At 69.2% G+C, this 240-nt stretch carries 1 pseudogene; it reads left to right on the top strand.

The features are described from left to right. Positions 1 to 240 (top strand): annotated as a pseudogene (locus SB771_RS36710) (hypothetical protein); the annotation flags it as partial.

Below are 240 nucleotides of genomic sequence, written 5' to 3' on the forward strand. Positions count from 1 at the left end.
GTGCCCACGTCGTCGATTGCCGACAATCTGCTGCTCGATGAACTGTGCGGCGGCGTGTCGGGCGGCGTTCAAAGTGGTGCTCGAAGTGATGTTAAGAGTGGCGGACGAAACTGGTGGGCGCCGCGTGGCGCGCGTCGTGCGCGCGCTCGCGAACTGGCCGCGCGCGTGGGTCTCGATGCCGATCTCGACGCGCCGCTCGGCACGCTCGCGCTCGCCGCGCATCGCGTGACGCCGAACACG

Origin of the sequence: Burkholderia sp. SIMBA_051 (assembly GCF_046534915.1) — a bacterium.
Lineage (GTDB): Bacteria > Pseudomonadota > Gammaproteobacteria > Burkholderiales > Burkholderiaceae > Burkholderia > Burkholderia ambifaria.